This window comes from Lentzea sp. HUAS TT2 (genome assembly GCF_051853195.1).
GTDB lineage: Bacteria > Actinomycetota > Actinomycetes > Mycobacteriales > Pseudonocardiaceae > Lentzea.
Map to the genome: position 1 here is coordinate 8,560,420 of NZ_CP196667.1, position 22,148 is coordinate 8,582,567.

The following is a 22,148-nucleotide window of genomic DNA, read 5'->3' on the forward strand; positions in this document are numbered from 1 at the left end:
TGAGCTCTAGTCGAGGCAGCGCAACCACATCACGCGCGGAACGCCGACTCCCTCCTGGCCGGGCCGCACGTCCACGATGCCCAGCCGCACGCGGGTCCTCGTGGAGGTGTCGGCACCGTCCCGTGACCGATCGGCGTCGCCCAGCCCTCGCGACGAAGCCAGCCACTTCATCCCCATCGCTGTTTCATACCAGCACATGGGCCTGTTGGACTTGGCTTCCGCTCTGCGGCATGACCGGACGTCTGATAATTCGAAAGCCGCCGATGTGCATGATCGATACTATTCGCGCGCATCATGGAGTAGATCAGTGGTAGATCACCCCGCTCGGGACGGGGAGGGCGCGGGTTCGATTCCCGCCTCCATGTCCGACAAACCGTGGAGTCCGCTGTGTCCGACCAGATCCACACCGCTTCGCCGGGTTTCGCCACCGGTCAGTTGGCGCGGGCGTTGGCCGCGGCGATCTCCGCGGGCACCGAGGCCGACCGCGAGCGGGCGCTGCGAAAGGTGCGGCGCTGGGAGGACGTCGTCAGCGGAATGGCCGGCGGCACGCTTGCGGTCGGTTCCCGCACCCCGGTCGCGGACACCCCGGCGTGGGTGACGCTCGAGGTCGCGCACGGTGGCTTCGCGACCGGCAGGTACCTGGCCGAGGTGCCGCTCTCCGAAGACGAGACCGCCCGCGTCGCTTCCCTCCCGGACGAGGTTCCAGGCGGCAACGAGCGGGAACGGCTCAACCTCTGGTATCTCGGCGACGCCGGTCAGGCCGAGCTCCTGGACGCGGTCCGCGCCGGGCGTTTCCGGGTCGAGGTGCCCGAGGACGCGGCGCTGCCCGTGGTGGCGTTGCTGCTGGACCGGGGTTTCCCGGAGCAGGCTCTCGATCTGGTCGCCGAGCTGCGGCCGCTGATGCACCGGCTGCGGTTGGCGCCGCGCTTCGAACCGGTTGCCCGGCCATCGGACTCCGCCGTGCGGGTGGCTTCGGTGCGGGATGCCGCCGCGTCCCTGCGTGCCGTGCGGGTGCCTGCGCAACTTGCGAAGATGCGCGCCGCGGTGACGGTGTGGGATCCGCTCTACGACCGGCTGGTGGCGTTGTGGTGCCGCACCGTCGACGGTGAGCTGCCGCGGCTCGGGGAGGACGGATCTGTGCACGGCGGCTGGCCGTGCCGGACGTGGCCCGCGGACTGGACGGCGGAAAGGGCCCAGTGGCTCGCGGACTTCGCCGACATGTGCCGCACCGTGGCACCCTCGGGAAGGCAGACCAACCCGAAGAACAACTTCGCGAGACTGCGTCGCGCACTGGAGTCCTGCCCTCACGACAGCCTCGGGCTCACCGCGCGGGAGGTCGGCTGGATCCGCCGTGCCATCGCGAACACGGTGAGCCGCCGGGGTGCCCCGGAGACGGAACAACGCGGCGCGTGGCACGCCGCTCAGGCGGCGACCGTCATGGCGCCGACAAACGCCGCGCTGGCCCGTGTGCTCGCGTCCAGGCTGGACCGGTTCCCGGCTGACGGCGGTCTGCCGTCGCTCGACGTCGCGACTGCCGAGGTGTCCGAAGCCGAGACGACCGCCGAGATTCCTTGCGGCACAACGATGCCGGACCGTCTGGTGCGCAAGGCGGCGCGGGCGCTCGAAGCACCTGCGGACGAGTTGGTGCGCCTCGGCGTGATCACCTCAGGGGAAACCCTCGCGGCCGTGTTGCCGCAGCTCACCTCGCGGCTGCTCAGCGCGGCGATCGACGACCCGGTCGTGGCGGGGCTGCACGAGCAGACCTACACGGCATTCCGGCGCCGCCGCGGCCTGCTCCTGCTCAACCTCGAGCACCAGGTGCAGTTCACCGAGCTTCCCTGGGTCCAGGCCCTCGCCCCCTGCAAGTCACCCCAGCCCGACAACGCCGAAGCCGCTCGCCGCGCCCTGCGGCAGATCACGATGCTGGCACTCACCGCGTTCCCGCACGCAATGCTGCCGAACCCGCTGGTGACCGAGATCAGGACACTGGCGAAGCAAGCGGAACTGGAGCTGCCACTCGTGGAGGAGGTGGCCGTGGACATCTTCATGGGCACGTTCACCACCAAGTGGCGCGACGCCGCCACGGTGGCGAGCCGTCTGCTGTCCGGCACGCTCTACGCGAACTACTACGACCTGCCCGCGGACTGGTCCGAGCCGCAACGCACCCTCCTGCGCTGGGGCAAGCAAACCGCCGCGGACTTCACGGAGCTGTGCCGGCAGCGGGCGGGCACTACCGGTGGCTCCACCGCGGCCAACGGCATGCTGCTGGAACAGAGCCAGATCCTGACCACGCACAACCTCGCCGTGCTGGTCGACGCCCTGGACCTGACCGAGGAGCTGAGCGAACGCGCGCCGGGACTGGCGGGGCGCACGTTCAGCTGGATCGTGCGCAGGCAGGCCCAGCGCACGGACCACCTGCACGCTGCGCTGATCCAGGTGAAGAACACCGCGTACGCATGGCGCCAGGCCCTCTTCCTGCTCAGCTTCTGTGAACCCAGCGTGCAGATGTCGCTAGCGGTGGGGTTGGGCACCGAGCTTCGCGACATCCGGCTCGTGCCCGCGGTAGAAGGGCTCCTGCAAGTGCTCGAAGGAGAGCGTTTCACACCGGCCGGAACGATGGGGCGCGGCAATGGCAGGCGGTTCCTCGGCTGGGCCCGGGGAACGCACCCGTTCCTGGCCCACGCCAGCGGCAAGAGTCAGTGACAACGAGGAGTTCCGCCACACCATCCGCTCATCGGTGCGAGCGGGCGATCTGCGGCACGAGAGCGGGTCAAGCCGTTGGTTCGGGGGTTCGGCGTGCTTGTGCCAGAGCATCAGTCCAGGCGTTGGTGTACTCCTCTGCCACGACCCAGCGCAGGCTGTGGAACAGTTTTTCGCCGTCGCACTCCGCGATGTACATCCGATCTGCTTGGCGCCAGATCAGGATGCCCCAGCCCTGGTCGAAGTCCGTGTGCGGCTGCAGGACGTTGCCCAGAGGGATGTTTTCCACAGTCCACCTACGGAGATCCTGGTCGACGTCGTCCCACCAGGGGAAGCTGGCGATCTCCTGGCCTTGGTCATCGGTGAACCGCAGCGCGGTACTGCTGCCGCGCTGAAACAGCTCGATCTTGAATCCGTCAACACGCGTGAAGAGTTCGAGGTTGCTCTCCGCGACCACCTCCTCGATGCTCAGTTCGAACATCGGACACCTCCAGTTCGTTCGAGCCGCATCCTCGTGCAGCGGAGTCATCATCCGCCACCGCGACCGAGGTCGTACCTACGCTCCTTCGGGCGCACGCTCATCGGCAGGGTCGTAAGTTCGTCCAGCGCGTGCCTAGCTTGTGCGTGAGCCGGAAGCGGGCGCCGCCGAGGTGCTCGAGGTTCAGGTGCGGGGGTGCACCCTTCGGCCATGGCGCAAGCTGTTGGGCGACAAGCCAACGGCCTAGGTCCGCGCTTCGCAGTTCGGTGCAGGTTCGCCAGAACGAGGCGGACAGGGCCACGCTGGTGACGCCGTAAGGGTCGAGGTCGATCTCGACGGATGTCCATTCGCGGTGGAAGTGCTGGTCTCGGTCCGCGGCGGAGAGCCACAGCCCGTAGCCCGCGCCGGAGAGTCGCGGCGATCCGTTGCTCCATCCTCGGACGATCATCCTCAATCGCTCCTTCCTGTCTTACCAGTGTGGCCGCCCATCGTGGGCGCCTGCGATACGACGACCTGGTTCGTTGCGGGTGCATTGTCAGGTTGCTGAGGCCGTGTAGGCGGCGAGGATGTAGTTGGTGTGGAGGCAGCCGCACCACGGCGGCTTCGACCAGTCGTCGCAGCCGGCGGGTGGCGCAGTGTCGACCCATCCGCCTGGCGCGCCGGTTGAGCAGGATCGGCCCCGCGGAACGGTTGTCAACGGCGTGGTCGATGGCTCGTCCGACCGCGGGAGGCAGGGGCACGAGGGTCTCCTTGCCGCCTTTGCCGTGCACGAGTAGCACGCGATGGCCGTGTTCTTCACCGAGATCGTCGGCATCGGCGTGGGTGGTTTCGGAGATGAGCAGGCCGAGCAGGGCTTCGAACTGCAGGTGCGATAGCCCGAGCACGGGCGATTTGTTGGGTACTCGTGGCCGGCGGACGTAGTCGGCGGGTGAGTGCTCGAGCACCGTGTCTATCACGCAGGTTCTGCAGACCCCGGTTACGACGGCTATGCAGTGCGAGACCGTGGAAGGCTTGAACCGGCGTACTTCCTGCATCCAGCGCACGTACAGCTCGATCGGCGCCCGTTGGGCCGTGAGCGGAGGGGGATCACGCTCGGCGCACCAGGTGAAGAACAACCGCAGATCCGACTCTGAGTGCACCCGCTGCGGCATGAGCGTGTGTTGCGGTGTCGAACTCGTCTTGCTCCTTGATCAGCCGTCCGTCATGAGGGTTCGGTGGAGGGCTGCCACAGACGAGCGGTGCCGTCGTCGCTTGCGGTGGCGAGGACATTGCCGCGTTGACTGACGGCGAGATGGGTCAGCGCGTCGCCGTGCCCTGTGAGCGGCGGTCCCAGTGGAGCACCGCTGGTGACATCCCACAGACGAGCCGTGTGGTCACGGCTTGCGGTGGCTAGCGTTTCCGGCGTCGCGAAAGCGACACCCCAGATCGGACCATCATGTCCGGTTGGAGCTTCGTAGACGCACGTACCCGTTGCGGTGATCCACACGCGGACGGTGCCGTCGTCTGCACCAGTGGCCAGCAATAGCCCATCGGGACTGAATGCCACACATGCGACCGACGAGGTGTGCCCGGCGAATGACGTGCTGACAGGCTCACCGGTGGCGGCATCCCAGAGCCGTATGTCGCCGTCGACGCTGGCGGAGGCGATCACGCCGCGAGGATTGACCGCCAAGTCATTGATTGCGGCTGCGTGACCGTGCAGCACCGCGACAAGCGCGCCATTGTCGGTGAGGTCCCAGACGCGCACGAAACCGTCACCGCCGCCGGTAACGAGGGCTCGGCCGTTGAGGCAGAACGCAACACCCACCACATAGCCGTCGTGCTCAAGCGGCGGGATTGATGCGATTTGTCCCGTCACCGGGTCCCACAACCGGACGGTGGTGTCCACGCTCGCAGTTGCCAACATCCGACCAGTAGGGCTGTACGCCACGCCCCAGATCGGTCCGTGGTGGCCAATGAGCGGATCACCCTCCGACGTACCGGTTCGCGCATCCCAGAGCCGGATTGTCATGTCCGCGCTCACTGTCGCGAGCAGGCGGCCGCTGGGGCTGAACGCAACCCCGGTGACCTCGCAGCCGTGTCCGCTTAGCACCTCCGTGCAGTTCCACGGCGTTCCGGCCGAGCCGCTCGCGACGCCAGCCGCCACAGCCGCCGTCGAGGAGGAGAGCCTCCGTTCAACCTGCCGGGCAGCCAGCCACAGCGCGTGGAACTCTGCACTATCACCGCCCAGCACCTCCACGATGAGATCTAGATATCCCCACTTCGGGACGCGAGGACCTCTGAACACGTTGTGCACGGTCGCATGACTGACAACACCGATGCCAAGATCGGCGGCGATCTGTCGCAGCCCAGGTTCTCCGGCGCGCAGGTGCAGTTCATGTAGGCGATCGAACAGGTCGCTGATGGGCCCCGGCGGGGTGGCCGCTCGTCTGAGCACTCCCACGCCCTCAGCGTACGAGCTGGTCGAGATGCGTCAATGTTCGTGCAAAGACGTCAACGCCGCCGCAGCGACGTCCACGCTCGGACAAGTACGGATCGGAGGAGGCCCGATGGATGTGGTCGAGTGGATGACGGCGGTGTTGTTGGTGCGACCTATCGTGGTCGAAGTCAAGGAACTCGTCGCACAAGGCCGATCGATGTGGTCGACAGCCAAGTCTCGCTGGGCGAACCGAAGTCAGGCAGTACCGCGCCGCAGTTCGAGAGAACAAAGGTAGTGGCTGACCACGAGCCCCGCAGCCGACCTGACAAGGTCGCTCGGCTCGCGGCATGAGAGTGCGTTCGCACGGTCCTGGTGGGAATGGACCCGGTCCGTAGTTTGGGGCGATGCTCCACAAGTGTCGACATCTGTGCCATCCGGGTGTTCGGACTCGTGACGCGACTCGGATCTCGGTTGGGCGGGTCATGCTGTGGTGCATGAGCTCCATGTGGCTGGTGGTGATCGCCGTCGGAGTCGTGCTGGCGTTGTTGAGTGCGCCGGTACTCGGTCGACGTCGACTGGGCGGTAAGGCTCATCGCATTCGTCAGCGGACACCCGCCACCCCTGAAGCCACAATGAAGCGTTCTCCGAATGAGCGGCCTTCATCTCCGCCAAGGGCGCGACGACCGGCGCCGCCTGTCACGGAGTTCGTCGTGGTCGGACGTCGAGTGCAAGTCACGGTGAACGGCAATGGGCTGCTGGTGCGCAGCCTACAAGGCAGCTCCTGGTACAAGTACGTCGAACTCGAGTGGGAGCAGATCCACAAGGCGTACCTCGACACGGATAGGTTCGATGCCGCTCTCGCTCTGTACGCGACGACGAGCAATGGCGAGGACTCGAGCAAGCGGCACCTGGTGGACGCGCAGCAACTGACCCGCGGGCAGTGGAACCAGCTCAGGTCCGCTGTCTACGAATGGTCTGAGGGGGCAGTCGTAATCGACCTTTCTCCGCTCGATGATCCTCCTTTCAACACGAACACCTGATCGGCTGCCGCTCCATCCGAGCCGACTCGTCCGCGTCGTCCCCCGACAACGCTCTGTCATCGGTATGAGCGCGCTCGACCAACGCGCACAGCGGCAAAAGTGCCGCACCGTCACCGACGGCCAATGCCATAAACCGGAGTGGCATGGATGCCCATGCCGTACTCGTACTGCAAGCCGGACTGCGCGATGAAACCCGCCGCGTGCGGCAGCACCGGATGCGAGCCGATCTTGCTCACGGCCATCCGGCGAATGGCCCGGTTGAGCCTGCCGGAGGCGCTCGTGACCGTCGCCCAGTTCCACTCGGCAGGGTCGCCGAGTCGCGGCAAAGTCGCGGACCACGCCGCGGCCCGCCTCTCCGTGTTGTGGTTCGTGTGGCTCCGCCGCAGCTCCTGTGCCCCGACCGGCGCGCCGTGGTGGAGCTGGATGAGCCCCCAGCCTTCGCAGCAGTACCGGAAGGTGGCGTCGGGATGCACTCCTGGAAGGAAATCGATCCGCTTCGCGATGGGATCCGGTCCTGACCCGATGGCGAACAGCTCCAGGCTTCGTCCCTGATAGCCGCCCGGGATCTCCGCGGGGGCGTGGAACTCGCGCAGCTCGCGGTCCGGTTCTGAGTTGGACTCGAAGACGCGGAACATGCCGAGATCGAAGACGGTCTCGAGGACTGCGGACCAGTCGTCGTCAACGGCGTAGAAGTCGAGGTTCGGCACCCGATCGCCCAACTGTCGTTGCAGTGCTACTTCGTCTCAGTCATGGATATCTCGGTGAGGACGTGGCCCTCGGGGATCACGCGGCGGGAATCCTCGGTGCGGAAGGTGGTGGTGAGCGCGATCTTGCCGCGCCCTCTCCACAGGTATCCGGTGGAGTTGGACACGAAGCCGGCGGCCCTGATTCTGCCGGCGAGGGCCCGCTGGACCTCGGCCTCGGTGCCGGGGCGGATGGTCTGCAGGATCATCGAAGCTTGGCGGACGATGACCGCCCACCGTTGCCGTCTCTCGTACACCAGTTCGCCGTCGCGTGCGCCGATCTGCTCTGCGAGTTCCCGCATCTCGCGCCACCGCCGCCGGACCGTGAACTCGCTGCCGTACCCGGACACGACGAGCAAGAACGTGAGGACGAGCGCGATCGGGAACGCCCAGAGCAGCCACGGCCAGTAGTCCGTCCAGAGCCACAACCCGATCGCCAGCAGGACGTACGACAGCAGCAGCCAATAACGTCCACGCATCCGGCGTCTCCCCAGGGCTCGCCTCCTCCTGGCAGGGTACGCGCGAGCGCTCTGATCAGGCGTGCGCTGGAGCCGGGGCAACGCGGGGTTGATCAGCGGAACACACGCGCGACCCCGCGAGTTGGGAACGGTATGAGTCAACTCGTCGACCGCACGATCACCGCCCTGCGCACCGAGCACGACGTGCTTGCCGGTCTGGTCCGCACCCTCACCGACGAACAGCTGGCCCTCACCAGCGGCGCGGCGGAGTGGACCGTCGCCCAGGCCCTGTCGCACCTCGGCAGCGGCGCGGAGATCGGGCGTGCGCCGATCGCCAGGGCCGCCGGCGAGACCGTGACGGCCGAGGACAACCAGGCGATCTGGGCCCGCTGGGACGCGGCCACGCCGCGTGCGCAGGCCGAGGGTTTCCTGGAGCACAACGCCCACCTGCTCGACGTGGTCGAGGCGCTCACGCCCGAGCAGCGTTCGTCGCTGACCGTCGACCTCGGTTTCCTGCCGGAGCCGGTGCCGCTGCTGACCGCCGTGGGCATGCGCCTCAACGAGGTGGCCAACCACTCGTGGGACGTGCGCGTCGCCTTCGACCCGCGGGCCGGAGTGGACGCCGAGTCGGCCGCGGTGCTCGTCGACCTCCTGAGCGGGCCCCTGGGCTTCCTGCTGGGCTTTCTCACCAAGCCGGCCGAGCTCGCGGAGCCCGTGTCCGTCGCGATTCCCGGCGCCGGTCTGGTGATCGACGACGCGGTCACCGTGGTCGACCACCTCGAGGCACCTTCCGCGACGTTCAACGGGCCGCAGGAAGCGGTCGTCCGTCTGATCAGCGGCCGTCTCAAGGCACCGTTCGACGATGGCGTCACCGTCGAGGGCGGCGTCACGCTCGACGACCTGCGTCGGGTGTTCCCCGGCTTCTGACGGCTCAGGACCGCGCGGTCAACGGGAAGGTCACCCCGGTCAGCTTCTCGGACGCGTCCCACAGCCGCCGCGCCAGCACCGGGTCGCTGGCCGCCGCCGACCGTCCGACCAGCGCGGGGTGACCGTGCAGCTCGAACCGCCCGTCCGGGCCCACGTAGCTGGCGCCCGGCAGGTCCTGGGTCGCCGCGTACAACGTCGGCAGCGCACCCTGCGCCTCGGTCTGCGCCAGGTAGCGACCGGCCAGGTGCACGATCTTGACCAGCTGCGGGTTGCGGCCCTTGGTGCCCAGGTTGGTCGCCGAGTAGCCGGGGTGCGACGACAGCGCGCGCACCGGCGACCCGGCCTCGCGGCAGCGCCGTTCCAGTTCGAGGGTGAACAGCAGGTTCGCCAGCTTGGACCGGCCGTAGCCCTTCACCGGGGAGTAGCCGGAGCGGGCGAAGTCGAGGTCGTCGAGATCGAGCACGCCCGCCCTGTGCGCGCCGGAGGCCACGGTCACGACGCGGCCGGTGATCGACGGCAGCAGCAGGTTGGTCAGTGCGAAGTGGCCGAGGTGGTTGGTGCCGAACTGCAGCTCGAACCCGTCCGCCGTGTGACCGTGCGGGGTCATCGCCACGCCGGCGTTGTTGACCAGGACGTCCAGCTCGCCCTGCCAGCCCTCGGCGAACGCGCGCACCGACGCCAGGTTCGCCAGGTCCAGCTCGCGGACCTCGGTGGTGCCGGACATGGCGGCGGCGACGCGCTCGCCGGCGGCCACGTCGCGCACCGCGAGCACCGTGCGCGCTCCTGCCGCGGCGAACGCGGTGGCCGTGCCGCGGCCCACCCCGCTGGCCGCGCCGGTCACGACGACGGTGCGACCGGTCAGGTCGGGAAGGTCGGCAGCGGTCCACCCGTGCTTGGTCATGATCGCCAGCTTAGGCGGCCGTGCCGGGCAGGCGCCTGGCACGGCCGAGGGATCAGGGCAGCTGCAGCATGTTCGCGCCGCCGGCCAGGGTGACGTTCCACTGCGCCACCGCGGCCACGAACGCGGCCGACGGGCCGTTGCCGACAGGGGTGACCGGCACCAGGACCGGGCCCGCGGGGCCGAGGGTGAAGCCCCAGGTCACCGAGCCCAGCCACTGCGCGGGCCGGCGGGCGGTGGGATCGGCCAGCGCGGCGATCTCGAAGGACATGCCGCCGGCGACGGTGTGGACGGCCGGGTCGTAGGTGACCGTCGGCTGGTCGCGCAGCAGCGCGGCGCCCTTGAAGGCCCCGTCGATCCCGCGGCCGACGGAGTAGCCGGGCGAGGTCCTTCCGCCGCCGGATCCCGGGTAACTGACGTCGGTCTGCTGGACGCCCTTCTTCGGGTCCTCGACGTTGATCTTGTCGCCGGGCGTCAACCGGCTCTGGGAGTAGCGGGGGTCGCGGTTCTTGACCGTGCCCGCCTTGTCGAAGACGTCCTGGTCGATGGTCCAGCCCGCGTGGGCGCCGCCCGTCACCGCGAACGTGCCGAACCCGATGTTGTGCTGCCGTGGGGCCACCGCCCCGCCCATGATCGCGGCGAGCTGCACGTGGTCGTGCACGATCTGCACGAGGCTGATGGTCTGGATCTCGTTGTCCACGGCGCCGCGCGCCGGCGTGAACGCGATCTCGATCTGGGCGCCGACCTCGCGCTTGGGCGGTGTGCCGGGGCGACCGGTCACCGTCTTGTCGATGGTGAAGAACGCGGTCTTGGGGGCTCGGTCCCCGCCGATCCGGAACGTCCCGCTCTGCACGTTGTAGGTCTGTTCAGCCTGCGCCGTCGTCATCCAAGGGCTCCGATGCTGTCGCCGGAATGAGGGGCCATACCGGTGCGGACCGCCGAACCGCTCCGTGAGACGGATCGCCTGAGCCGGGCGATGCGTTACGGATCCAAACGTAATCCCGCGAGGCGGAGACGATCAGCGCCTCAGCTCCTCGGCGTCGACGGGGAGATAGGTCTGCTCGTGCAGGTACTGCTCCAGCCGGTCCGCGACCTTCCGCTGCCACCGCTCGACGTCGCCGTACAACCGCGAGAACGTGCTGGCGTCAAAGGGAATCTCGTTGCCGTGGTACCAGCTGGGACGGCCGAGCGGGGTCGCGGCGGTCAGGGTGGACGTGGGCACGTCCACGTAGGTGGTGCGCCAGCCGCCGAGCGCGTTGCCGTGCTCGTCGCGCACGATCTCGTCGGTGTCCCCCTCGGTGGCGAGCACCTTGCTCGGAGCGGGCGCCCGACCCATGTCCGACCAGTCCAGCAACGCCTGCCACAACGCGTGGTGGACGTGGCTGTTCGGGAAGGTGCTCCACCGCGCACCGGACGGCAGCGGGCACCCGGCGAGCCGTTCGCGGTCCGCGGCGGACATCTCCCTGGTCTCCCGGTGGGCCATGCCGGCCACCTCGTACAAGCGGAAGCTCGCGCTGTCGGCGCGGCGGTGGCTCAGCCCGCGCACCTGCCCGCCGACCCCGCAGCCGCGGCGGACGCTCTGGAACTCGGCCTCGCCCAGCACCTCGATCACCGGGACGTCCACGTCGGGCAGGGCGGGGCCGCCGGACGCCCCTGGCAGGTAGCCGTCGAACGCGGGCGCGTCGCCGGGCAGCCGCAGCCGGTCGTGGTGGTGACGGATGAACTCGCGCACGACGCCACCGGTCTGCGAGATGCCGCCGAGGTAGACCTTGCGAGCCCGGATCCCGCTGCCGGGCAGGCCTTCGCGCAACGCCGCGGAGACCTGCGCCAGGATCTCGGGCGACTGCGGTGTCGCGTCCCACCACCGCCGCATGAAGCTGTCGTACTCCGCCACGACGTCGTCGTAGTCCGCGTCCGGCGAGAACGGGATGGTGGCGGCGAACTGCTGGGAGAGCGGGCTTTCCGCAAAGGTGAAGGTGCGGTACCGATGCGGGTCGGCTGCGGCGATCAGGCCCATCGCGGAGGGCGCCTGCGAGTCGATCTCGACCCAGACGTGGTTGCCCCGCATGACGAACCGGTTGATCGCGCGCCACACCGAGGTGCCGCCCCAGATGTGGCTCGCCTCGGCGATCACGGTGCCGCTGAACCGGGCCGGGTCGGCAGGGCGGCGAATCAGGATCCTGGTGCCGTAAGGGGTTCCGGCGGCCGTGCCGGAGACGAGGTACTCCTCCTGGACGTAGTCGTAGCGCGCCAGCCGGTCGGTGCCGTACGGCTCCAGCACGACGGCGCGGGAGCCGGGGACGTCGGGGTGCGGGCCGGTCACGATGGCCGCGTTGACGGTCATGCAGGTCCTTTCTTCTGGGCCGTCACAGGGAAGGTGCGGCGTCGAGCAGGGTTCGGGTGTACGGATCGCGCGGGGAGTCGAAGACCTCGTCACGGGTGCCGAACTCGACGAGCGCCCCGGCCCGCATCACGGCGACCTGGTCGCTGATGAACTCGACCACCGCCATGTCGTGGGAGACGAACAGCATCGCGAAGCCCCGCGCCTGCTGGATGTCCTTGAACAGGTTGAGGATCTGCGCCTGGACGGACACGTCGAGGGCGGAGACGGGTTCGTCGGCGACGAGGAGGTCCGGTTCGAGCGCGAGGGCCCTGGCGATGGAGATGCGCTGCCGCTGACCACCGGAGAACTCGTGCGGCAGCCTGCCCAGTCCGGTGCGGGCGAGCCCCACCTCGTCGGCGAGTGCGGCGGCACGGTTCCGGCGTTCGGCGCGGGTGTGCAGGTCCTGCGCCCGGAACGGTTCGACGAGCAGGTCCTCCAGGGTCATCCGGGGGTTGAGCGAGTTGGACGAGTCCTGGAAGACCATCTGCATCGTCCGCCGGAACGGGCGCATCTTCTTCGGTGTCAACGAGGACAACGGCTGCCCGTGCACGGTCACCCGGCCGCGGTCCGGCGTCAGCAGGCCGACGGCCATGCGGCCGAGCGTCGACTTGCCGCTGCCCGACTCCCCCACCAGGCCGACGGTCCTGCCCGCGTGCACCTGGAGGCTCACCTCGGTTACGGCGGCCGTGCGGCGGCGTGCGAAGAACGGGCCGGCGGAGAAGTCCTTGCCGACACCGTCGAGGTCCAGCACCACGTCCATCACGCGCCTCCCGCCATCGCCCGGGTCTGGTCCAGCACCGCGCGGTCGATCGTCGGCAACCGGTCGACGCGGCGGCCGAGCCGGGGCGCCGCGTCGATCAGCGCACGGGTGTAGGGCTGTCCGGGCTGCTCGATGACCTGCGCGGTGGGGCCCTGCTCGACGACCCGTCCGTCGTACATCACCAGCACCTCGTCGCTGTAGCGGGCGACCAGGCCGAGGTCGTGGCTGATCAGCACGAGGGCCAGGTCGAGCTCCTCGCGCAGTCGCACGAGCAACCGCAGGATCTGTTGCTGCACGGTGGGATCGAGCGCCGTCGTCGGTTCGTCGGCCAGCAGCAACCGGGGACCGCACGAGATCGCCATGGCGATCATGACGCGTTGCCGCATGCCGCCGGACAGCTCGTGCACGTACGCGTCGAGCACCTTCCGCTCTCCGCCCAGTCCGACCTGCTCCAGCAGTTCCAGAGCGCGGTCACGGGCTTCCCCCCGGCTCAGGCCGAGGTGGTGACGCAGCGGCCGGATCATCTGGGTTCCTATGCGCAGCAACGGGTGCAGGGCGCTCATCGGTTCCTGGAACACGTAACCGATCTCCGCTCCCCCACGGGCGCGGCGTCGTCTCGCCGGTTCTGCGAGCAGTTCCGTGCCGTCGAAGTACACCGAGCCCTCCGCCCTGATCTGGGGCGGCAGGATGCCCATCACGGCGGCGGCGGTGATGCTCTTGCCCGATCCGGACTCGCCGACGACGGCGAGCGTCCGTCCACTGCGGACCTCGAAGCCGACGTCCTTGACGAGCGGGAGGTCTCCGATGCGCGCCGAGAGCCCGGACACGCGCAGTACTGGCTCTGTTGTGGTGTGCACGTCGGCTCCTCAGTAGCGGATGCGCGGGTCGAGCAGCGAATAGAGCAGGTCGATCACGAGGTTGAGCAGGACGTAGACCACGGCGATGAAGAAGATGCAGCCCTCGATCACCGGGTAGTCGCGGCGTTGCACCGCGGTCAGCAGCAGCTGCCCCAGTCCGGGGATCGAGAAGATCGACTCGGTGACCACGGCCCCGCCCATCAGCGAGCCGGTGGTGAGGCCGACGACGGTCACCATCGGCACCACGGCCGCGCGGAAGACGTACTTGCGGATCACGGTGCGTTCGGGCAGTCCCATCGACCGGGCGGTCGTCACGAACGGCTGGTGCAGCGAGTCCAGCACTCCCGCCCGGCTGTAGCGGAACAGCGTGGCCGCCTCCAGCAGTCCCAGCGAGATCGCCGGCAACGCCAGGTGGTGCAGGAACAGCACGGGGTCCTCGGTGAACGGCACGTACCCCGCCACCGGGAAGACCCGCCACACCACCCCGAGCACCGCGATCAGCAGGACGGCGAGCCAGAAGCTCGGCAGGGCGATGCCGATCGACGAGCCGAAGACCAGCACCCGGTCCAGGAGACCGTGCCTGCGGGTCCCCGCCGCGATGCCGAGCGCAGGACCGATCAGCACGGCCACGGCGAGCGCGAGAACGGTGAGCTGCACCGTGACCAGCGCGTGCTCGAACACGAGGCCCGAGACCGCCTGGTCCGAGAACAGCGAGCTCCCGAAGTCGAGCCGCACGACCCTGCCGAGCCAGGTGAGGAACTGCTCCCAGAGCGAGGCGTCCAGCCCGAGCCTGGTGCGGACCTCGGCGATCTCCTCCGAGGTCGCCGAGTCACCCGCGATGGCCGCGGCCGGGTCGCCGGGGGCCAGTCGCAGCATGACGAACAGGAGCACCATCGGGACGGCGACGGTGGGCAGCAGCGCACCGAGGCGTTTGAGCAGGTAGTTGGTCACGGGGTTCTCACTTCCTCGCCGACCGGGGGTCGAACACGTCGCGGAGGCCGTCGCCGAGCAGCACGAGCCCGAGCACGGTCAGCACGATCGCGAGGCCCGGGAACACCCCGATCCACCAGGCCGAGTAGAAGTACTGCTGGGCCGCGGACAGGCTGGTGCCCCAGCTCGGCACGTCCGGGGGCAGCCCGATGCCGAGGAAGCTCAGCGCCGCCACGGACAGGACCGTCACCGAGAACGCCAGCGCCGCCTGCACGATCGTCACCGACAACGCCTCCGGTGCGACGTAGCGCAGCAGCACCCAGCTCGTCCGCGATCCCAGCGAGGTCGTCGACTCCACCATCGGCATCGCCTTCACCGCCAGCGCCGCACCGCGCACGACGCGGGTCACCATCGGGATCAGCACCACCGTCAAGCCGGTGATCATCGTGGCGACGCCGTCACCGAGCACCCCGACCAGGCTGATCACCAGCACGATCGAGGGGAACGACATCAGGCCGTCCACCACCCGCATCACCACGGCGTCGACCCAGCGGAAGTACCCGCACAGCACCCCCAGCACGTAGCCGGTGAGGACGGCGAGCACGGTGGTGACGGCGCCGATGCCCAGGGACGTGCGGGCTCCGTGGACCACCATCGTCCAGAGGTCCCTGCCCTTCTCGTCGGTGCCGAACCAGTGGCTCGCGCTGGGCGGGCGCAACGTGCTGGTGGGATCGACGAGGTAGGGGTCGCCGCCGAGCAGCGGGGCGAGCACGGCGAGTACCACGATCAGCCCGAGCAGCGCCGCGCCCGCCATCGCGGTCCGGTCGCGCATCAGGTCTCGGAAACGTTGTCGCAGCATGGGGTTCCTTCGGATGAGAGCTAACGACCGAGCCAGACGTTGTAGAAGCCGCGGACCGTGCCGAGCGCCGGCGTGAACCCGCCGATGCGCGTGCTGGTGACGGCGAGGTTCCCCTCGAAACCGAGCTTCACGAACGGGAGGTCGGTCCAGACGAGCTCCTGCAGCTCGGTCCACGCGGCCTGCCGGGCGGCGTCGTCGGCGCCGGTGAGGACGCGGTTCATGAGCGCGTTCTTGGCAGGGGTGTTCCACCAGCCGGGGAAGCCGGAGCTGAAGAACACCACGGTCAACGGGTCGGAGTAGCTGGTGCCGGTGGCGAGGAACATGTCCCACTGCGCGGGGTCGGCACGCCGCGAGGTGAAGCTGGTCTCGTCGGTGGCCTGGAGTGCGACGGTGATCCCGGCCGCGGCGAGCTGCTGGCGGACCAGTTCGGCGTGCGGGTCGCGGCTCGGCCGGTAGAGCACCCGCAACGGCGTGCCGTCGTACCCCGCCTCGGCCAGCGCCTTCCGCGCACCCTCGACGTCCGGGGCGGCCCGGTAGACCTGGCTTCCCGTGGTCGAATGCCACGGGGAGGTGTCCAGGAACATGCCGGAGTCGTCGATGAAGTTCTCGGTGGAGCCGAGGCTCTGCAGGGCGATCTGCTTCGGGTCGAGCGCGCGCTGAACCGCCTGGCGCAACGCGAGGTTCGTCGCGGGCCCCTGTTTGAGGTTGAACTGCACGAGCCGGAACTGGCCGCCCGGCACGACGACCGGGTTCAGCTTGTCGTCGCGCCGGTAGCTCGGCAGCTGGTCCATCAACGGACCGGACGGCGCGATGTCCACGGCGTCGGTCCTGAGCTGGTTCAGGACGTTGGACTCGTTGTAGGGCACGAACTTGACGCGGTCGGCGTAGGCGGTCTTCGCTCCGCTGGCGCCGTCCGGCGGTTCGGCACGGGGCTGGTAGCCCTCGAAGCGGTCGAGGATCACCTGGCGGTCGGGAACGAAGTCACGCAGCTGGTACGGGCCCGTGCAGACGATGCGCGGCAACGGCTTGTTCGGCGGCACGTCCGCCACGAGGCGTGCGGGCATGACGTAGGCGGCGGTGTCCGGAGTGGACAGCAGCGCGGGAACGGCGGAGCTGGGCTGCTTGAGCTTGATGACGACGGTCAGGTCGCCGGAGGCGGAGACCGAGTCGAGGATCTTGCCGAAGGTCGCGCCGGGGCTACTGCCCGCGTAGCGCCGCAGTGAGGCGACGACGTCCTCGGCGCGCAACGGCTGGCCGTCGTGGAACGTGACTCCCCCGCGCAGACGGACCGTGTAGGTGGTGGCGCCGTCGTACTCGTAGTCCTGGGCCAGACCGTTGTGCACGACCATGCGGGCGTCGTTCTCCCAGAGCCCCTCGCACATCGTCGCGGCGGCCAGCCAGTTGCTCCGCAGCGTCGAGTACACGGGGTCCAGCGCGGTGGGCATGCTCGCGATCACGAGTTCCCCGCCGCGACGAGGGGTCGTGGTGTCCACAGTGGCCTTCGCGGCACATCCGGCCACTGTGGACACCACGAGCACCGTGGCGAACAGCAGGCGAAGCGTCTTCATCGGCACTCCTGGGGACGTCGGGCGGCGAGTGGCGCCAAGTATGCGTCCGTCCCCGCGCCGGGGAGCCGTGAGTTACCGGGGGTGCGGTAATCGTCAGCCGACGATGCCGGACACCAGGTCGTAGCCGATGCCGTAGAGCCTGCTGGTCTGGATGCGGTGCTGGACGGTGCGGCCGTGCCGTGCCGAGACGACCAGCCCGACCTCGCGCAGGCGCCGCAGGTGACGGGACACCTGCGGCTGCGTCATCCCCGTCCGCCAGGCGAGCTCGGTGGTGGTGCACTGCTCGTTGATCAGGTGCCGGCAGATCTCGAGCCTGCCCGCGTCGGTGAGCACGAGCATCCGCTCCCGGATCTTGTCGAGGGTGTCCGCTCCGCGCGGCCCGTGCTGCTCGGCCGGGTACTGCACGACGACCGGCGGCTGCTGCGGCCAGTTCTTGAGCTTCTCGTCCTTCACCAGCAGGTGTGGTTGCCCGAAGTGGGAGGGCACGAGCACCAGCCCGCGTCCCCGCACCGTCACGGCCGCCTGCTGGAGCTTGCTGAACTCGACGGTGTGCTCGGCGACGTCGATGACGGCGTTGGGCGAGAGCGAGCCCACGACCAGCGGCAACGGCTCCGTGCGCAACGACGCCCCGACCCGCTCGGCCGACCGTTCGAGCGCGGGCCGCAGCCGGCGCCACAGCACCCCGAAGAACGTCTCCGACGTCACGTGCAGCAGCCCGAGCAGCCGGCCGCGGAACCTCTCCGGATCCGCCACGAGCTCACCGGCCAGCACACCACGCCGCGTGGACCGTTCCCCGCAGGCACGGACGAACTCCTGCGCACTGGCGGCGTCGTCCAGCGGCCAGCCGAAGTTCTGCCGGAGCCCGAAGATCGCCATCCCGGCCATCTGGATGAACACGCCGAGGTCGAGCTCCGCGATCTGGGCGAGCTCGGCCTCCAGGTCTCCAGAGCCCTCCGGCGTGAGCGGCAACATCAGCCGGGTGCGGAACCTCGCCCACAGCGGGGCGAACGCGTCGCACTCCGCCGCCGCCGGCCCCGGCAGGTCGGCGAGCGCCCTGCGCACCCACGTGCCCCGGTCCGGGTGGTGGCCCGGTTCCGCCAGCACGTGCAGGCACGCCATGAGCTCGGCGGTCGCCGAACACCGGGCCGACACCTCGGCCGGGCGCACGCCGTGCAGTCGCAGGAGGACGGACATGACGGACGAGTGTAGGCCGCGACCGTCCGATCAGGATCCCGCGAACACCCGGCTCAGCGGCAGGCGCAACAGCAGCAACCCGGCTCGGCCGTGGTGCACTCCGGCCGCCCCGGCGCGGGCTCCCGGATCGGCCCACTGCGACCGCGTGGCAGCAGATCACCCGTCCGCACCAGGGACGAGCACCGCTCCTGCCCAGGACAGCTCTGCAGCAACGTGACCGCGGGGGCCTCGGTGATCACCGCGGGCCGCCTCTTCGCCCCGCCAGGCCACTGCACCGAGATCGAGATCGACGAGGAGTTGTTGTCGTAGCGGGACTCCGCGAGCGTGCGGTCGGCGTTGACCGTGTTCACCAGGTCGTAGGTGCCGGACACGACGTTGGTCAGGTCGAGCCACTGGAAGTCGACGCCCTTGCGGTAGTCGTCGCCGCTGCCGACCGAGATGCCCTCGAACACCTCCAGCGCGTCCGGGTCGTTCCTGGCGCAGTTGCTCTTCTTCAGCCGCTCGGCGAGCTGTCCCTCCTGGCTGGCCGGGTCGGGTGGCGCGGAGGCGTCGGCGTTGCGGTAGCGGTCGCCCAGGCAGAAGCCGTTCTTGCGGTCGGCGACCACGGTCTTGCCGCCCGGCGTGCGCAGCTGCATCCGCGCGAACCCCATGAGGTGCCAGTGCAGGTGTGTCGGGGTGGGCTCGTAGTACATCGAGGTGGCGGTGGCGCGCCGGGCGTCGTCGTACGTGCCGGGGATCGAGCCGCCCGGGGTCTGGAACGCCTGGCGCACGGACATCTCGTCCGAGGTCCGGTTCGGCCGGCGGCCGTGGAGCATCAACGGGCCTTCGCCCACGTTGTCCATCGCGGTGGTGAACCGGATCCGGACGGCCCGGATCTCGCCGGACGTCACGCACTCCCCGTTGGGCGCCTGGGCATCGGCGACCAGGCAGACGTCCCAGTCGCGGCACAGCGAGGGATCACCGCCGTAACCACCGGCGCATCCGACCGGTGCCTGGCGGAGATCAGGCAACAGTGGCCGCTCCTCCGCCTGAGCCTGCTGCACCAACGCGAGGGTGAGCACCAGCGTCAACCCCGTCGCGCCCCAACTTCTCCCGGAACCCACGGCGGTCAAGGTTAGGGCCGGACATCGCCGTCACCGGCCCATTCGCGCCAGATGTACCCGGCCGAGTGAACGATTCCCCGGCCGGACTAATACTATTTCCAAGTTCGCACGCAGGCGATCAACCGATATCTCAATTGAAAAATAATATTAGACACCTGGACGACATTCGCGCTGCCCAGCACTCTGTCTTTCCGTACCCGGCGAGCCGCCCGCCCCCTGCAGTGGCACAGTCCAGGAGAATCGATGAGCCGTTGTACCGCCACCCTCAAGCTGATGTCGATAGCGATTCTGACGACCAGTTTCGTCGTCAACGCTCCCCTCGCCCAGGCCGCTCCCGAGCCCGGTCAGCTCGCCGGTGTTCTCGCCTCCCGGCTCGGCTCCACCACCGCGGGGTCCTACCTCGACGAGGCCGGGCGGCTCGTGGTCACCGTGACCGACGAGGCCGCAGCCAGGACGGTGGAGGCGACCGGCGCACGGGCCCGGGTCGTCACGCACAGCGCCGCCGCGTTGCAGGCCGGCACCGGCGTGCTGGAGCGCGAGGCGAAGATCCCCGGCACGTCCTGGGGCGTCGACCCGGCCACCAACCAGGTCGTCGTGTCCGCCGACTCGACGGTGACCGGCGCGCGGCTGGAACAGCTGAAGTCCGTGGTCGCGGGTCTCGGCGGCACCGCACGGCTGGAGCAGGTCGCCGGGTCCTTCCGCGCCACCATCGCGGGCGGTGACGCGATCCTCGGCGGCGGCGTGCGCTGTTCGCTCGGCTTCAACGTCAAGACGCCCGGTACCAGCACCGCGTACCTGCTGACGGCCGGGCACTGCGGCAACCTCACGTCCACCTGGAGCACCTCGGGCGGGCAGGTCATCGCGTCCAGGACGGGGACCAGCTTCCCCGGCAACGACTACGCGCTGTTCCGCTACACCTCCGGCATCGACCGGCCGGGCGAGGTCAACCTCTACAACGGCACCCGTCGCGGCATCGACAGGGCGGGCGACCCCGTCGTGGGGCAGACGGTCGGCCGCAGCGGCAGCACCACCGGGTTCCACCGGGGCGAGGTCACGGGCCTCAACGTCACCGTGAACTACGTCGACGGCACGACCGTGACCGGCATGATCGCGACGACGGTGTGCGTCGAGGGAGGGGACAGCGGCGGGTCGTTGTTCGCCGGCAACACCGCGCTCGGCCTCACGTCCGGCGGGAGCGGGAACTGCACCAGCGGCGGCCGCTCGTTCTACCAGCCCGTCACCGAGGCGCTCAGGGCCTACGGGGTGGTCGTCTACTAGCGTCGCGTGTCGTTGGTCGTTCCACGGTCGGGTTACTGTCCGAACGCGGCATGGCGAATCGTGCTGCGGCAGCGTCGGTGTCGGCTGCGGGCGATCGTGAACGGCTTGTGCCGCCTGGTGTTCACCATCGGTATGGCCTGCACACCGGCCAAGGCCGAGCCGGGCCGCCCGATGCCCGCGAGGTGGTGCCGGGTCGTGCGCTCCTCTCCCACCTCTTCGGTACCGGCCTGATCGCCGTGGCGGTCGGCCGGTACCGGCGTCGGGTCTTGGAGGTCACTTCGCGGGCCTCCGGCGTCGACTCGACCTCGCGAGCACCTGCCGGTCGCCCGCCCACCCGCAGGTGCTCGCGAGGTCGAGAAAGCAGCCTGCGCTCAATGGGCGTACCGTCTGATCCTTCTCCCGGATCCGCTGACGGAGGCCGCTGTGAACGGTTCGAATCTCGGGATCCCGGAGTCGGGGCAGCCCCGGAATCCGCTTCTGCGCCCTCTGTTCAGGCCCCGCTGAGCGCGAAACGCTGCTGTTCCCCTTCCTGGACGAGGGGCTGCGGCATGGCGACGAGTGTCTGTGCCTCATGCACGACGTGAAGCCCGCGCCGGTCCAGGATCGCGGCGTGGGACACCCTGGCCCGGAGCACACGCGCCGATCGAGGACGACTTCGACCTTCCCGGGGCCGCCGACGAGGTGTGGTGGGTGCTGCCCGGCGTCCCGGCCGCGATGACCTGTTCCTCTGCGGAGTGCACAGCTGGTGCACGTTCCGCCGCGGCGATCCGGTCCCCCACGGTCAAGGTGGACGAAGACGACCACACCCATGTTCACGGGATGCAGGCGACCGGTGCGCCTGAGAACCACGGTCGCGCGCCCCAGCCGGGAACCTCCCAACCGAAGGAGTCCGAACCATGTTGACCAAAGCACTTCTCGTACGTCTCGAGGCACTGCCGGGCAAGGAAGCCGAGCTCGCGGAGTTCCTCACCCAGGCGCGGGCGATCGTCATGGAGGAGCCCGGCACCGTCGCGTGGTTCGCCATCCAGTTCGGACCTTCGACCTTCGGCGTGTACGACGTGTTCCCCGACGACGAAGCCAGGGACGCCCACCTCGCCGGAGGTGTGGGTCAGGCCCTCGGGCCCAACACCGGGGTCCTCTTCTCGGAGCCGCAGGTGGAGAAGATCGACATCATCGCCCACAAGATCCCGTCGTAGCAGGGTGATGGCCCGGGGAAACCCCGGGCCATGATCACCCGCACAGCTGTCCGGTCAGTCGACGGACGTCGATCGTCCTCCAGCGTTACGTCTCCTCGGCTCGTCAGATGCGATCCGGCATGGCAACGCACCCGTTCGCGGCGTGCAGGTGACCCGACCTCCCGAGAAGCATGGCGATGGTCAGCTTCCGGCGAAACCTGGAGGTCGTGGCGCGCGGCGGCCCCGAGACCGCCGATTTCGCTCATCAGCACAACGAAGCTCGCGACGGCCGACTTCCCGTGGGTCGTCGCCGTGGACGAGTTGGCAGCAGGAAGGTGCCGATGTAATCGAGAGAAAACCAACGCCACGCGACACCGG

The 22,148-nt window shown here is 69.2% G+C and carries 20 protein-coding genes and 1 tRNA gene; 6 read left to right on the top strand and 15 right to left on the bottom strand.

Annotated elements, in window-relative coordinates; all coding sequences use genetic code 11:
* Positions 1 to 6: 6 nt before the first annotated feature.
* The gene (locus ACSHWB_RS40525; protein ID WP_439658617.1) at positions 7 to 177 is read right to left on the bottom strand and encodes a hypothetical protein; all 171 of its coding nucleotides are present in this window, start codon (positions 175 to 177) and stop codon (positions 7 to 9) included.
* Between the two features lie 116 nt (positions 178 to 293).
* Between ACSHWB_RS40525 and ACSHWB_RS40530 the strand changes: the two genes are divergently transcribed.
* Together ACSHWB_RS40530 and ACSHWB_RS40535 are read left to right on the top strand one after the other, a co-directional pair.
* Positions 294 to 365, top strand: a tRNA-Pro gene (locus tag ACSHWB_RS40530).
* A 22-nt stretch (positions 366 to 387) separates the two neighbouring features.
* On the top strand, positions 388 to 2,703 hold the full coding sequence (locus ACSHWB_RS40535) for a hypothetical protein (protein ID WP_439658618.1): 2,316 nt from the start codon (positions 388 to 390) through the stop codon (positions 2,701 to 2,703).
* A 67-nt stretch (positions 2,704 to 2,770) separates the two neighbouring features.
* Here the strand turns inward: ACSHWB_RS40535 and ACSHWB_RS40540 are convergent, their stop codons facing one another.
* Together ACSHWB_RS40540 and ACSHWB_RS40545 are read right to left on the bottom strand one after the other, a co-directional pair.
* Positions 2,771 to 3,181, bottom strand: a complete 411-nt coding sequence (locus ACSHWB_RS40540) for a hypothetical protein (protein WP_439658619.1) — start codon at positions 3,179 to 3,181, stop codon at positions 2,771 to 2,773.
* Positions 3,182 to 4,379: 1,198 nt separating this feature from the next.
* Positions 4,380 to 5,621 carry a WD40 repeat domain-containing protein gene (locus ACSHWB_RS40545; RefSeq protein ID WP_439658620.1) on the bottom strand — a complete coding sequence of 414 codons (1,242 nt, stop codon included), beginning with the start codon at positions 5,619 to 5,621 and terminating at the stop codon, positions 4,380 to 4,382.
* 470 nt (positions 5,622 to 6,091) lie between these two features.
* On the opposite strand from ACSHWB_RS40545, the gene ACSHWB_RS40550 reads away from it, so the two are divergent.
* A complete protein-coding gene (locus ACSHWB_RS40550; protein WP_439658621.1) occupies positions 6,092 to 6,637 on the top strand; it encodes a hypothetical protein in 546 nt (181 codons plus the stop codon).
* A gap of 110 nt (positions 6,638 to 6,747) precedes the next feature.
* On the opposite strand, the gene ACSHWB_RS40555 is transcribed toward ACSHWB_RS40550, so the two are convergent.
* Complete coding sequence (locus ACSHWB_RS40555; RefSeq protein WP_439658622.1) at positions 6,748 to 7,356, bottom strand: hypothetical protein; 609 nt, start codon at positions 7,354 to 7,356, stop codon at positions 6,748 to 6,750.
* A 14-nt stretch (positions 7,357 to 7,370) separates the two neighbouring features.
* Positions 7,371 to 7,859, bottom strand: a complete 489-nt coding sequence (locus ACSHWB_RS40560; RefSeq protein WP_439658623.1) for a hypothetical protein — start codon at positions 7,857 to 7,859, stop codon at positions 7,371 to 7,373.
* Positions 7,860 to 7,991: 132 nt separating this feature from the next.
* Here ACSHWB_RS40560 and ACSHWB_RS40565 point away from each other — a divergent pair, with 132 nt between their 5' ends.
* On the top strand, positions 7,992 to 8,765 hold the full coding sequence (locus tag ACSHWB_RS40565) for a maleylpyruvate isomerase family mycothiol-dependent enzyme (protein WP_439658624.1): 774 nt from the start codon (positions 7,992 to 7,994) through the stop codon (positions 8,763 to 8,765).
* 4 nt (positions 8,766 to 8,769) lie between these two features.
* Here the strand turns inward: ACSHWB_RS40565 and ACSHWB_RS40570 are convergent, their stop codons facing one another.
* From ACSHWB_RS40570 to ACSHWB_RS40615, 10 genes are all read right to left on the bottom strand, one after another.
* Positions 8,770 to 9,666 (bottom strand): oxidoreductase, encoded by an 897-nt coding sequence (locus tag ACSHWB_RS40570; protein ID WP_439658625.1) that lies wholly within the window; start codon positions 9,664 to 9,666, stop codon positions 8,770 to 8,772.
* Positions 9,667 to 9,718: 52 nt separating this feature from the next.
* Positions 9,719 to 10,549: a hypothetical protein gene (locus ACSHWB_RS40575; protein WP_439658626.1), complete on the bottom strand. Its 831-nt coding sequence runs from the start codon at positions 10,547 to 10,549 to the stop codon at positions 9,719 to 9,721.
* Between the two features lie 132 nt (positions 10,550 to 10,681).
* Positions 10,682 to 12,007: an alpha/beta hydrolase domain-containing protein gene (locus ACSHWB_RS40580; RefSeq protein WP_439658627.1), complete on the bottom strand. Its 1,326-nt coding sequence runs from the start codon at positions 12,005 to 12,007 to the stop codon at positions 10,682 to 10,684.
* A gap of 22 nt (positions 12,008 to 12,029) precedes the next feature.
* Positions 12,030 to 12,806, bottom strand: coding sequence for an ATP-binding cassette domain-containing protein (locus ACSHWB_RS40585; protein ID WP_439658628.1), 777 nt, complete (start codon positions 12,804 to 12,806; stop codon positions 12,030 to 12,032).
* Positions 12,806 to 13,663, bottom strand: a complete 858-nt coding sequence (locus tag ACSHWB_RS40590) for an ABC transporter ATP-binding protein (protein ID WP_439658629.1) — start codon at positions 13,661 to 13,663, stop codon at positions 12,806 to 12,808. Before ACSHWB_RS40590 ends, ACSHWB_RS40585 begins: the two co-directional genes overlap by 1 nt.
* 9 nt (positions 13,664 to 13,672) lie before the next feature.
* On the bottom strand, positions 13,673 to 14,614 hold the full coding sequence (locus tag ACSHWB_RS40595; protein WP_439658630.1) for an ABC transporter permease: 942 nt from the start codon (positions 14,612 to 14,614) through the stop codon (positions 13,673 to 13,675).
* 7 nt (positions 14,615 to 14,621) lie between these two features.
* Positions 14,622 to 15,452, bottom strand: a complete 831-nt coding sequence (locus ACSHWB_RS40600; protein WP_439658631.1) for an ABC transporter permease — start codon at positions 15,450 to 15,452, stop codon at positions 14,622 to 14,624.
* 20 nt (positions 15,453 to 15,472) lie between these two features.
* A complete protein-coding gene (locus ACSHWB_RS40605) occupies positions 15,473 to 17,020 on the bottom strand; it encodes an ABC transporter substrate-binding protein (protein WP_439658632.1) in 1,548 nt (515 codons plus the stop codon).
* Positions 17,021 to 17,113: 93 nt separating this feature from the next.
* Complete coding sequence (locus tag ACSHWB_RS40610; protein ID WP_439658633.1) at positions 17,114 to 18,214, bottom strand: DUF5937 family protein; 1,101 nt, start codon at positions 18,212 to 18,214, stop codon at positions 17,114 to 17,116.
* Positions 18,215 to 18,267: 53 nt separating this feature from the next.
* Entirely contained in the window at positions 18,268 to 19,317 is a 1,050-nt protein-coding gene (locus tag ACSHWB_RS40615; protein ID WP_439658634.1) for a lysyl oxidase family protein, read from the bottom strand.
* A 273-nt stretch (positions 19,318 to 19,590) separates the two neighbouring features.
* Here ACSHWB_RS40615 and ACSHWB_RS40620 point away from each other — a divergent pair, with 273 nt between their 5' ends.
* Both ACSHWB_RS40620 and ACSHWB_RS40625 read left to right on the top strand, forming a co-directional pair.
* A complete protein-coding gene (locus tag ACSHWB_RS40620) occupies positions 19,591 to 20,595 on the top strand; it encodes a S1 family peptidase (protein WP_439658635.1) in 1,005 nt (334 codons plus the stop codon).
* An 896-nt stretch (positions 20,596 to 21,491) separates the two neighbouring features.
* The gene (locus tag ACSHWB_RS40625; RefSeq protein ID WP_439658636.1) at positions 21,492 to 21,791 is read left to right on the top strand and encodes a putative quinol monooxygenase; all 300 of its coding nucleotides are present in this window, start codon (positions 21,492 to 21,494) and stop codon (positions 21,789 to 21,791) included.
* The last annotated feature ends 357 nt before the right edge of the window (positions 21,792 to 22,148 follow it).

Bases quoted from the DNA above. Each gene is read 5' to 3' on its own strand.
- ACSHWB_RS40525 (WP_439658617.1), bottom strand. From the start codon at position 177: ATGGGGATGAAGTGGCTGGCTTCGTCGCGAGGGCTGGGCGACGCCGAT.
- ACSHWB_RS40540 (WP_439658619.1), bottom strand. From the start codon at position 3,181: ATGTTCGAACTGAGCATCGAGGAGGTGGTCGCGGAGAGCAACCTCGAA.
- ACSHWB_RS40550 (WP_439658621.1), top strand. From the start codon at position 6,092: ATGAGCTCCATGTGGCTGGTGGTGATCGCCGTCGGAGTCGTGCTGGCG.
- ACSHWB_RS40560 (WP_439658623.1), bottom strand. From the start codon at position 7,859: ATGCGTGGACGTTATTGGCTGCTGCTGTCGTACGTCCTGCTGGCGATC.
- ACSHWB_RS40565 (WP_439658624.1), top strand. From the start codon at position 7,992: ATGAGTCAACTCGTCGACCGCACGATCACCGCCCTGCGCACCGAGCAC.
- ACSHWB_RS40570 (WP_439658625.1), bottom strand. From the start codon at position 9,666: ATGACCAAGCACGGGTGGACCGCTGCCGACCTTCCCGACCTGACCGGT.
- ACSHWB_RS40575 (WP_439658626.1), bottom strand. From the start codon at position 10,549: ATGACGACGGCGCAGGCTGAACAGACCTACAACGTGCAGAGCGGGACG.
- ACSHWB_RS40580 (WP_439658627.1), bottom strand. From the start codon at position 12,007: ATGACCGTCAACGCGGCCATCGTGACCGGCCCGCACCCCGACGTCCCC.
- ACSHWB_RS40585 (WP_439658628.1), bottom strand. From the start codon at position 12,806: ATGGACGTGGTGCTGGACCTCGACGGTGTCGGCAAGGACTTCTCCGCC.
- ACSHWB_RS40600 (WP_439658631.1), bottom strand. From the start codon at position 15,452: ATGCTGCGACAACGTTTCCGAGACCTGATGCGCGACCGGACCGCGATG.
- ACSHWB_RS40605 (WP_439658632.1), bottom strand. From the start codon at position 17,020: ATGAAGACGCTTCGCCTGCTGTTCGCCACGGTGCTCGTGGTGTCCACA.
- ACSHWB_RS40610 (WP_439658633.1), bottom strand. From the start codon at position 18,214: ATGTCCGTCCTCCTGCGACTGCACGGCGTGCGCCCGGCCGAGGTGTCG.
- ACSHWB_RS40620 (WP_439658635.1), top strand. From the start codon at position 19,591: ATGTCGATAGCGATTCTGACGACCAGTTTCGTCGTCAACGCTCCCCTC.
- ACSHWB_RS40625 (WP_439658636.1), top strand. From the start codon at position 21,492: ATGTTGACCAAAGCACTTCTCGTACGTCTCGAGGCACTGCCGGGCAAG.